Raw genomic sequence first — 10,725 nt, 5'->3', positions numbered from 1 at the left:
ACGTTACAAAATTATTTTTTTAATTTTGTCCAGCTATTTAGGGGGGTAAGACAGTAGTTCCGATAACTTGTAATACTCCACCAGCCCCTTATTATCTTTTTACGCTACCTTCATACATGAATATAATAACAAATGAAAAAAATGAATTAATAAAAATTTTCCCCAATCCTGTAAATAATATTCTAATAATTAACTGTGAAGATATCAGGGAAACAACGATGCAAATAATCAATATGATTGGAGAATGCGTACTGCAACAAAAATTGAATAGCGAGGTAAATGAAATTAATGTCAGTTTATTGGCAAAAGGGATGTATATAATTAAGCTGAACGGAAAAAATTATACCGAACAAAAAAAGTTGACAAAGGAATAATATCATGAAATAGTTTTCTTAAATTTACTATTTTCTATCATCTTTTTTCTATAAAATGGTCAAATGTTGAAAGGTGCAGCTGTTAGTCAAGTCAATGGTAGAAAGGTAAAATATTAAACATCATCAACAAAAAACATTCTACTTTACCTGCTGCCCAACCCCAAAATATATTTCGAAAGACTTTCCAAGTTTTTGAAACTTGGAAAGTCTTTTAATCTGCTATCCCAAAAATAAAATTAGTATATCAAGGCAGCGCTTTGTAAATTTGTATGTCTATATAGTAAATTCTTAAGAATTAATGGGCGATATCTACATCAACATACCTGATGAAGAATTGATTAGGGGTTGTTTAACTCATAACGATGAGAAATATTTTTCTATGATATATAAAAAATATTTTGGAAAGATGTATCATGTATGCAAAAGGTATGCAATAAACAAGGAAGAAGCCGAAGACCTTGCCCAGGAAGGATTTATTATTATATTAAAAAATTTGAAAAAGTTTGAATTTAAAGGTTCTTTTGAAGGATGGATGCGAAGGATAATGGTCAATAATGCTATTAATTATATCAAAAGCAAAAAGAAACTGAAATTTATTGAAAGCATTGATGATGGAATTCCCATACCTGACGAAGATTCGTTACCTGTTTCAAACGATGAAATAAAAAATTGTATATCATCAGAATCATTGATGAACCTGATAAGTAATTTGCCGCCGGTTTATAAAATGATTTTTAATATGTATGCCATTGATGGGTATTCTCATAAAGACATTGCCGATTCGTTGGGAATACAGGAAAGTACATCAAGGTCGAATTTAGCAAAAGCAAGGATTATACTTAAAAAATCTGTAGAGGATATTTTAATTAAAGAAAGGGCAAGTTATGCATAACCAATCATCACAAATAGATGAGTTGTTCCGTGATGCGAGTCAACAGGTGGAGCAGATGCCTGTTGAAGGTAACTGGGATGATTTTAAACAAAAGCTTTACAAGCGTAAAGCGAAAAGGTTTAAATATATTTTCTGGGGCTTGGGATTAGTAGTATTTACAAGCTTTATAGTTTTTGCTGTCCTTAATTATTTTAATAATAATACTGAAAATACTACATCTGCTAAAAATATAGCCATTGAATCAAAAAGTACAATTCAACCAAACACAAATAAAAACACATCTGTTGCTGAAAATATAAATAATACTGAAACCCGCGATATAAAGCCAAATGAAAATAAAGAAGTAAATAATATTTCTTCAAATATTAATCCTGTTTGCTATAAAGTTCAGTTAGGCGCTTATAAAAATAAACCCGATGAAAGTATTTTCAAATCAATTGGAAATGTTGTTGCCGAAAATAAAGACGGGTATTATAAATATTATGCCGGTGTATACAACAATCCTAACGACGCCAATAAAAGATTGAATCAAATAAAAGCCCTGGGATTTGATAACGCTTTTATTTCAAACGATCATGAAAAAGTTAATGATAATATTTCAAATAATCTGGATTATTCTAACGATGAAAATAATAATGCATCTGCTGTAAATACTGCAAATAATAATACTTCTGGTGCTAATTATCAGAAGCCGGATAAGAAATCCGAAAATCAGAATTCAAATACAATGAATATCCAAAACAATAATTTGAATGCGGATAATAAAAATATTTCGGATGAAAATAATCATAAAGCTGCGCAAAGCATAACAAATACTGCTACTACAACTAATAATGAACAAAAGAATAATGTAAATTCAAACACGAGTTCTAATTCAAATAATACCACAGAGGTAAATCAACAAAGCATTACGACTGATAAATCGGGTTTTAATGGTCAGGCTACTAAAACGGAAAATAAAATTCAAAATCCAACATCGCGAAATAATTCTTCTTCTCAGAACCTTGCTGATTCTGCAAAGGCGAAAGATAATGTTAGGGATTTGAAGAAAGAATCCAGTCAAAAAAATAATGTAGCATTAAATAAATGGGGAGTAGGTTTTAGTTTTTCGTGCGATATGGATAAATACCGTATGATAAGTAATAACGATAACGGAACTGCCTTGCTCGACAGTGCTGATGCTGTTTTAAAAGGTTCCGGCAATTTTGCATTTACAACAGGATTACAAGTTACTTATCGTTTTTCGGAAAAATTATCTGTTGAAGCCGGGATGCTTTATTCGCAAAAGAGAAGACTTTCTGTAATTGATTATAATTACAGGAATAGTGTTGAATATTCATTTGATTATAATGGCAGGTACATTGATATTCCTGTACGTTCAAGATATTATTTTATAAGTAGCCCTGTAAATATATTTGCAACAGCTGGTATTGTATTCAATTCAAATTTTCCAGTAAAGAGTAAAGGTTATTTTATGTTGCAAAATCCACAGGACAGCGGCTATTATGAAAGGGTTACCATTCAGCCTTCTTCAGTGGGCATATCGATGCAAATAGGTGCCGGCGCTGAATATATGCTGAATAAAAAGATAAGGTTTTATTTTTTACCCATGTATAACTATAGTTTCAGCCCGGTGTTGAAACACCCTACATACAATAACGAACCGATAAAACATTTTATCAATAGTTTCAATATTACGGCAGGATGTTATTTCGATTTTTAATTTTTCCAGGCAGCATTTATAAAAGATGATTGTCTTATAATTGAAAACCATCTAAAGACTAATTTTATGAAAAAAGAAAATCAAACCCGGAAAATAGCAACTATTATAATAATAGTATTAATAGGTATTACTTCATATACATGTAAAAAAGACACGCTTGATATAAATGATACGAATGATGTTAATACCGATGTTTCATATTCCAATGTCCAGGATTTTTTTAATCATAACGGAGTGCAATCAGAATATTTTACTTTCAATAATGCTGTGGGTGGAACTTTTACATCCGTAAAGGGAAGCCAGATTATTATAACTCCAAATACCTTTGTTCATGTTGGCGATAGTGCAGTTACAGGTAATGTTACTCTTGAGTTTAAAGATGTGTATAATAAAAGCGATATGGTGCTTACCGATATTTCAACCGAAAATTATGCTTACCAGGTAATGAGTTCTGCCGGAATGTTCTTTATCAGGGTAAAACAAAATTCAGAAACGTTAGATATTGCTCCCGGAAAAAAAATTAATGTAATACAGCCTTCTAATACTCTTGAAGTAGATTCTGCCATGGCTCCTTTTGTTGCAGGGCAGGACTCTTTTGCTAACGTGTGGTTCCCTAGCGCAAATGATACGATAGCATATACAGCATCAGGTTATATTTACTCGATGTATAATTTTAGTAATCCTATAGATTCAGGCACTTGGTGTAACAGCGATAACCCTTCGTATTTTGCAAATTATACTCAAACCACGTTTACTGCTGAGCCTACCGATGACCCAACTCAGTATGGTACACAAGTATTCCTGCTTTTCACAGATATAAATGGTATGGTTCACGTGTATATGAATTATACTACTACATATAACTTCCCGTATTATTACGCTCCTCTTGGCGCTAATTGTACATTGATAGCCATTGGTGTGAAAGATGAAAAATTATATTATGCAAAGAAGGATATTACTATTACTCAGAATATGACCACTACATTTTCTTTAACAGAAACTACTACCAACGATTTTATAAACCTGCTGAAAACATTGAATTGATAGCATATCTTTATTATTTTTCTGAAAGCATGTTTAATCAAAGCATGCTTTTTTTGTTTTTAAATTTTATTGAAGAAAATTATTTTAATTTTGGTGTAAATAAATCCAAAAACATTTTGAATAAAATTTTCCGAAATCTTTTATTTGCATTGACCATTGCGGCTCCTTCGGTAAATGCGCAGGGAGTTGCGGACTCCATACACTTATATGGAAACTGGAATTGTTCGTTACTTCCGTCTAAACATATTATGCCTTTTACTTCTGCCGACGAAACAGCACATCGTATTTCTATTGCAAAAATATCGGATAACTACCGCTGTAGTTTTGGTGGAATTTTTCCTGTCTTAGGTTTTTCAAATGGAAAAAAAATATTGCAGTTCAGTGTTGCCGCAACCTACTATACCCAATTTCAGCGCATACCGGAACACTTTATTGTAACAACAGGTGATTATTTTGTTGATATTCTATCAGACGTTAAAATCACCAACTCGCTTGTGTTGCGTGTAGGACCCGGACATACCAGTCATCATTTCCTTGATGATGCATTTGAAATTTTGAAAGTAACCCGATCCATAAATTATGTAAGAGACTACTGGCAGATGCTGCTTGCGTTTGATAAAGATTTTTATATGTTATATTCCGGGGCAACTTATACATATCATTTCCTGATTGATGAAAACATATCGCCGCAGTGGCAATTGCGATTGGGCGGAGAGCTGCACAGCAAGCACGATTACTTGCATTGTTATCCTTATTTGAGTTTCGATATAAAATGGAAAGGCGAGCTGGATATGGCGTCAACACAGAATTACCAGGCGGGTGTATTTATAAAGAACAAACAAAATAAAAAATTACGTGTTGCATACGGCCATCATGCAGGCTATGAAGAACGCGGGCAATATTATAATATTAAAAAAGATTATAATTCAATTGGGCTGTATCTTGAACTTTAATAAAAAAATATTTTTCGCAATCATATTTACCATTTCATGTATAGTGGTAACTGCGCAGCATACAAACAATGATACTGCATCGACTGTAAAGAACGATAGTCTTCAGCAAATGAATCCTTCGAATCAAAATGAAATCGCGATAGAAAAAGTTCACAACGATTCATCAAAATTATTTTCACGAAAAAATTTAGTCGGAGGAGGTTTTATTTTAAATACTGCCGGAATTTTGTACAGCGGTTACAAATGGTGGTGGCAGGGCGATTACCATAGTTTTAGTTTTAAAACCGATGGATTGTTTAACAATTACAGTTATGGTGTTGATAAATGCGGACATTTTTATACTTCATATTTATATTTTAATATAGTTTATAATACCATGAAGTGGGGCGGATACTCTGACAGAACAAGTACCCGCACGGCAGTGTTTGTTCCATTCTTATGGGCGCTTACTATTGAAGTTGCCGATGGTTTTACATCTTATGCCTTTTCGCCCGATGACCTGTTGGCGAATTCGCTCGGCATTACTTATGGCTTGTTGCAAAATAAATATCCTTATTTGCAGAACTTCAAAGTAAAATGGAGCTACTGTCCGATGGATGTTAACCGGTTTATAAAACACGACCTTTCCATTTCATCCGACTACGACGGGCATTATTACTGGCTTAGCTGCAACATGCACGAAGTATTACCAAAATCTTTAAAAAAATTCTGGCCAAAATATTTGAACCTGGCAGCAGGTTATGGTGCGTTGAATGTATCGGAAGGAAGCACTGAGCCTAAGATTCGTAAGTTTGCCATTGGCCTCGATTATAATTTGTCGGCCATACCTTTTAAAGGAAATACTATTCGCACTATATTTCATATGCTCGATTATTTTAAATTCCCTGCTCCGGCTTATCGTAAAGTGCAATTTCAAAAAGGAGAATGGAAGTGGTTCCTTTTGAAATAGTTTTTGAATTTGAAATAGGATTGGGGTAGGAAATAATAATGAAGTAATGCAAGAGTAAGTTATACTTTAAATGAAAAAATTATTATACATTTTATTTATTTTTCAAACATCAATTGGATTTTCACAATCAAGTTGGGAAGATTTTTTATCTAATCTTTCAGAGGCAAAACTCCCTTTGAACATTGATTCAGCGATTGCTCAAAACGTAATGATAAGTAAAAATGATGCAATGAAATTTTTAATTATGCCAGCCACAAAAATTAATCAGAATAGTGAATATAATAAGAAATTTGAAGTAGACACCTTTTTAATTAATGCATACAAGCAATGGGACTCATTAGATTTAAATAAAAAAGACACTATTGATATTTTTTCTGCTACTGGAGGAGGGCTTATTTTTTGTAATAAAAAGATTAACATAAACGACAGTTTAGAAGGTATTATTTGGCTCTATTATCCGAATATGGGTAAAATTCGGGGTATTATGTACTCATTTGGAATTGAGTATTGGTTATTTGTTTATGATAAATTTGGAAATTGCAAAGACTTTATTCTGGTTGCAACAAAAGAATTATCCAGCATGTGTAAAAAATGTCTTTACTATTCTTCATGTTCGTTGACCCAGGACAAAGATTCGATATTAAAATTGACAATTTCTAGTATCAATATTGGACCCAAAAAAACTTCCGATTTTTTCGATGAGAATCCAAAAATGATTACGAAGAAAAAGACATATCATTGGGAGCTGACAAATAAAGGTATTTTTATAATCAAATAATTATACAAAACTCTTATCTGCATTATTCTGCAAGGGATATGCATGTTTAATAGTAATAGGAGATAGGAATATGATACGATTGATAGCATAAAACATGTAGAAATGAGAAGATAGAAATGCGGTTCAAAGCTGCAACAAATAGGTTAATATTTTATTCCTATTTCACCTTTTTTCTCAATCCATTTTATACTTTTATCTTTGTTTATGTTTTTTAATTAAACAGTATGAGTAATATAAAACTTTTTGAAAGCAGGCAGATACGGACAGTATGGAATGAGATGGACCAAACATGGTATTTTGCAATAATTGATGTTGTTGAAGTACTTACCGAGAGCAGCAACCCGAGAAGATATTGGAGCGATCTTAAAAGAAAGCTTAATTCGGAAGGGTTTTCTCAGTTGTACGAAATTATCGTACAACTGAAAATGATTTCATCAGACGGGAAAAAATACACTACAGACTGTGCAGATGCAAAAGGACTTTTGAGAATAATACAATCAATTCCCTCACCTAAAGCAGAGCCATTTAAGCAATGGTTGGCGCAAGTGGGTTCCGACAGGTTAGATGAAATTGAAAACCCTGAATTTGCAACACAGCGGACACGTGAGTTGTATAAAGCCAAAGGCTATTCCGATAACTGGATTGAAAAACGAATGCGAAGCATTGCTATTCGGGAAGAACTAACAGAAGAATGGAAAAACAGAGGTGTAAAAGAACAGATTGAATATTCTATTTTAACTGCGGAGATTTCAAAAGCAACATTTGGGTTAACACCTTCACAATACAAGAAAATAAAGGGATTGAAAAGCCAAAACTTACGTGACCATATGACTGACCTTGAATTGATTTTTTCAATGTTGGGAGAAGCATCAACAACAAAAGTAACAAGAGCTAAAAATGCAAAAGGTTTTATTGAGAATAAAGTGGCGGCAAGAATTGGAGGAAAAATTGCAGGAAACGCTTTGAAAGAATTGGAGAAAGAAAGTGGCGAAAAAGTTATTACATCCGAAAATTATTTACCTGAATCAGAAAAGAAAAAAGAATTAATAAAAAAGAAAAAGAAATAAATTAAAACAATTTTACATTTTCCTTAAAAAAACCATGACAACATACAAATTTTATACACATTAAAGTTTTTATACAAATGAAAATAAAATTATTCCAGGTCGATGCTTTTGCTGAAAAGCTTTTTATGGGAAATCCTGCGGCAGTATGTCCTTTAGAAAAATGGTTGCCAGATGAAATATTACAAAAAATTGCCATGGAAAATAATCTTTCCGAAACAGCTTTTTTTGTAAACGAAAATAATGCGTTTCATATTCGCTGGTTCACGCCTCTAACAGAAGTGGACTTATGCGGTCATGCTACTTTGGCAACATCGCATGTTATTTTTAATTTGCTTCATCATGAAAATGATGTTATACATTTTTTTTCCAAGAGTGGCGTTCTTTCGGTACGAAAAGAAAATGAATATTTGATTTTAAATTTCCCGACTGATAAAATCTCAAAAATTGAAATACCTGCAATAATCGCTGAAGGTATTGGTATGGCTCCTGTTGAAACATATAAAGGAACTTCGGATTATATGTTGATATATAAAAACCAGGAACAAATTGAAAATATAAAACCTGATTTTAAAATTTTGTCAAAAACGGGAACACGCGGAATCATTGTAACGTCGAAAGGAAATGAATGTGATTTTGTTTCCCGCTTTTTTGGTCCGGGTGTTGGCATTGATGAAGATCCTGTAACCGGCTCGGCGCATACAACATTGATTCCTTATTGGAAAAATGTTTTGAATAAAAATGAAATGACAGCCATACAACTTTCAAAACGTAAAGGACATTTGAAATGCAAGTACCTTGGTGAAAGGGTTGAGATTGCTGGTAAAGCAAAGACTTATTTAATTGGTGAAATAGAAATTAATTAATGAAATAAATTCAGAAGTCGGAATTTAGAATGATGAATAAATAAATAGGATACAAATTATTTTCGTGTAAATTCGTTGCATTCGTAAAATTCGTGTTCCATTAAAATGAAATTGTATGTATAAAAACCTTCAGGAATTTATAGTCGCGTTGGAAAAAGCAGGAGAACTTATTCGTGTAAAAGAATTTGTTTCACCGGATTTGGAAATTGCTGAAGTTACCGATCGCATTAGTAAAGCAGGAGGTAAGGCTTTACTTTTTGAAAATACCGGAACACATTTTCCTGTGCTCATAAATTCGATGGGTTCCATGAAACGCATATGTATGGCGCTTGGTGTAAACGATATTGATGATGTTGGTGCGGATATGGAAAAATTGTTCAAGCAATTGGTTTCGCCAAAAGAAAGTTTGTTCGATAAATTAAAACTATTGCCAACATTGAATGAAGTGGCTTCATGGATGCCGAAAGTGATAAATAAAAAAGCGGCTTGCCAGGAAGTGGTAATGAAAGAACCCGATTTGAAAAAACTTCCCATATTAAAATGCTGGCCTTATGATGGAGGAAAATTTATTACACTTCCATTGGTGCATACTGTCGATCCGGTAACAGGGACAAGGAATTTGGGAATGTACCGTATGCAGATTTTTGAAAAAGATTTAACGGGAATGCATTGGCATATTCATAAAAATTCAGCAAGGCATTATCGCGAATATAAAAAGTTAGGACTGAAAATGCCTGTGGCAGTTGCTCTTGGTGGCGACCCGGTTTATACGTATGCTGCAACTGCTCCGTTGCCCGATAACATAGATGAATATTTACTTGCCGGTTTTCTGCGAAAGAAAAAAGTGGAACTGGTAAAATGTATCACACAAAATATTGAAGTGCCTGCCGATGCTGATTTTATTATTGAAGGTTATGTTGACCCATCGGAAGAAATGATCTGGGAAGGGCCATTTGGCGACCACACTGGTTATTATTCGTTGCCCGACTGGTATCCAAGATTTCATGTAACATGCATCACGCACAGGAAAGATGCAGTATATCCTTCTACAATTGTAGGCATTCCACCACAGGAAGATGCTTATATTGGTAAAGCGACAGAACGGATTTTCCTTATGCCTATCCGTATGGTGATGCTTCCTGAAATACTTGATATGACCATGCCTCCCGAAGGTGTGTTTCATAATCTGGCAATCGTAAAAATTAAAAAAGAATACCCCGGTCATGCGGCAAAAGTAATGAACAGTTTGTGGGGAGCGGGACAGATGATGTTCAATAAAATGATGATCGTGGTTGATGAAGATTTGGATATTCATGATTATTCTTCGTTGATAAAAAATATTTTTAAAAATATTTCAATACCCGATGATATTATTTTCAGTCGCGGCCCAATGGATGTTCTCGATCACGCAAGTTCGGAATTCGCATATGGCGGTAAAATTGGAATCGATGCTACGAACAAAAGAAATAGTTCAGTACAAAATATTTCTTCACCCGATACAAATATTTTGCTCAACAAATACAGCGATATTAAAGCGATTAACAGCGAACTGCTGAAAGACGAAATTCCTGTAATTATTATTTCCATTGAAAAAAATAATTTAAAAGAAATTGCTTCTCAGATAGCAGGCGAAAAAGAAATGGAAAATATTTCCATAATTATCTTTTGTGAAAACGGCCTTGATATAACCCATTACGATGATGTAGTGTGGAGTGTATTAAACAATATTGATGCGGTTCGTGATTGTTATATAATTGAAACAAATAATAAAAAACTGATTATTGACGGTACGCGTAAAATGCCTGATGACGGCACATACAAACGTTTATGGCCAAATGTAAATGTGATGGACGCAGCTACCATTGAAAATATTGATAAGAAATGGAAATCGCTCGGTGTTGGCGAATTTATTTCTTCTCCTTCCCTAAAATATAAAGCCCTGTTAAAAGGGGATGGTGCAATAGCGAAATAATTTTTATTCTCATTTTAGATTAAAACATGCATGAATTCGACTAATAATTTTAGACTAAGAGACTGTTTAAAATTCATTTATTGATTTTATTATGCATCAATCTGATCATA

General features: G+C 33.3%; 10 protein-coding genes. All 10 read left to right on the top strand.

Features of this window, described 5'->3' with window-relative positions; all coding sequences use genetic code 11:
* Positions 1-116: 116 nt before the first annotated feature.
* The 10 genes from PKK00_14655 to PKK00_14610 all read left to right on the top strand — a co-directional run bounded on the left by PKK00_14655 (position 117) and on the right by PKK00_14610 (position 10,615).
* Complete coding sequence (locus tag PKK00_14655; protein ID HNW99644.1) at positions 117-374, top strand: T9SS type A sorting domain-containing protein; 258 nt, start codon at positions 117-119, stop codon at positions 372-374.
* A gap of 298 nt (positions 375-672) precedes the next feature.
* Entirely contained in the window at positions 673-1,266 is a 594-nt protein-coding gene (locus PKK00_14650) for a sigma-70 family RNA polymerase sigma factor (GenBank protein ID HNW99643.1), read from the top strand.
* The gene (locus PKK00_14645) at positions 1,259-2,989 is read left to right on the top strand and encodes a hypothetical protein (protein ID HNW99642.1); all 1,731 of its coding nucleotides are present in this window, start codon (positions 1,259-1,261) and stop codon (positions 2,987-2,989) included. Before PKK00_14650 ends, PKK00_14645 begins: the two co-directional genes overlap by 8 nt.
* 66 nt (positions 2,990-3,055) lie before the next feature.
* Complete coding sequence (locus tag PKK00_14640) at positions 3,056-4,033, top strand: hypothetical protein (protein HNW99641.1); 978 nt, start codon at positions 3,056-3,058, stop codon at positions 4,031-4,033.
* 116 nt (positions 4,034-4,149) lie between these two features.
* On the top strand, positions 4,150-4,986 hold the full coding sequence (locus tag PKK00_14635; protein HNW99640.1) for a DUF1207 domain-containing protein: 837 nt from the start codon (positions 4,150-4,152) through the stop codon (positions 4,984-4,986).
* On the top strand, positions 4,976-5,935 hold the full coding sequence (locus PKK00_14630) for a DUF2279 domain-containing protein (protein HNW99639.1): 960 nt from the start codon (positions 4,976-4,978) through the stop codon (positions 5,933-5,935). The genes PKK00_14635 and PKK00_14630 overlap by 11 nt, the downstream gene beginning before the upstream one ends.
* Positions 5,936-6,005: 70 nt before the next feature.
* Positions 6,006-6,713, top strand: a complete 708-nt coding sequence (locus PKK00_14625; protein HNW99638.1) for a hypothetical protein — start codon at positions 6,006-6,008, stop codon at positions 6,711-6,713.
* Between the two features lie 224 nt (positions 6,714-6,937).
* Entirely contained in the window at positions 6,938-7,780 is an 843-nt protein-coding gene (locus PKK00_14620) for a Bro-N domain-containing protein (GenBank protein ID HNW99637.1), read from the top strand.
* Between the two features lie 77 nt (positions 7,781-7,857).
* A complete protein-coding gene (locus PKK00_14615; GenBank protein ID HNW99636.1) occupies positions 7,858-8,643 on the top strand; it encodes a PhzF family phenazine biosynthesis protein in 786 nt (261 codons plus the stop codon).
* Between the two features lie 115 nt (positions 8,644-8,758).
* Complete coding sequence (locus PKK00_14610) at positions 8,759-10,615, top strand: menaquinone biosynthesis decarboxylase (protein ID HNW99635.1); 1,857 nt, start codon at positions 8,759-8,761, stop codon at positions 10,613-10,615.
* Positions 10,616-10,725: the final 110 nt, after the last annotated feature.

It is taken from the genome of Bacteroidales bacterium (assembly GCA_035353855.1).
Taxonomy (GTDB): domain Bacteria; phylum Bacteroidota; class Bacteroidia; order Bacteroidales; family CG2-30-32-10; genus DAOQAK01.
This window is presented reverse-complemented; position numbering and strand designations above follow the sequence as displayed.

Excerpts from the sequence above, each read along its gene's own strand:
- PKK00_14610 (HNW99635.1), top strand. The coding sequence starts at position 8,759 with ATGTATAAAAACCTTCAGGAATTTATAGTCGCGTTGGAAAAAGCAGGA.
- PKK00_14650 (HNW99643.1), top strand. The coding sequence starts at position 673 with ATGGGCGATATCTACATCAACATACCTGATGAAGAATTGATTAGGGGT.
- PKK00_14640 (HNW99641.1), top strand. The coding sequence starts at position 3,056 with ATGAAAAAAGAAAATCAAACCCGGAAAATAGCAACTATTATAATAATA.
- PKK00_14645 (HNW99642.1), top strand. The coding sequence starts at position 1,259 with ATGCATAACCAATCATCACAAATAGATGAGTTGTTCCGTGATGCGAGT.
- PKK00_14625 (HNW99638.1), top strand. The coding sequence starts at position 6,006 with ATGAAAAAATTATTATACATTTTATTTATTTTTCAAACATCAATTGGA.
- PKK00_14615 (HNW99636.1), top strand. The coding sequence starts at position 7,858 with ATGAAAATAAAATTATTCCAGGTCGATGCTTTTGCTGAAAAGCTTTTT.
- PKK00_14620 (HNW99637.1), top strand. The coding sequence starts at position 6,938 with ATGAGTAATATAAAACTTTTTGAAAGCAGGCAGATACGGACAGTATGG.
- PKK00_14655 (HNW99644.1), top strand. The coding sequence starts at position 117 with ATGAATATAATAACAAATGAAAAAAATGAATTAATAAAAATTTTCCCC.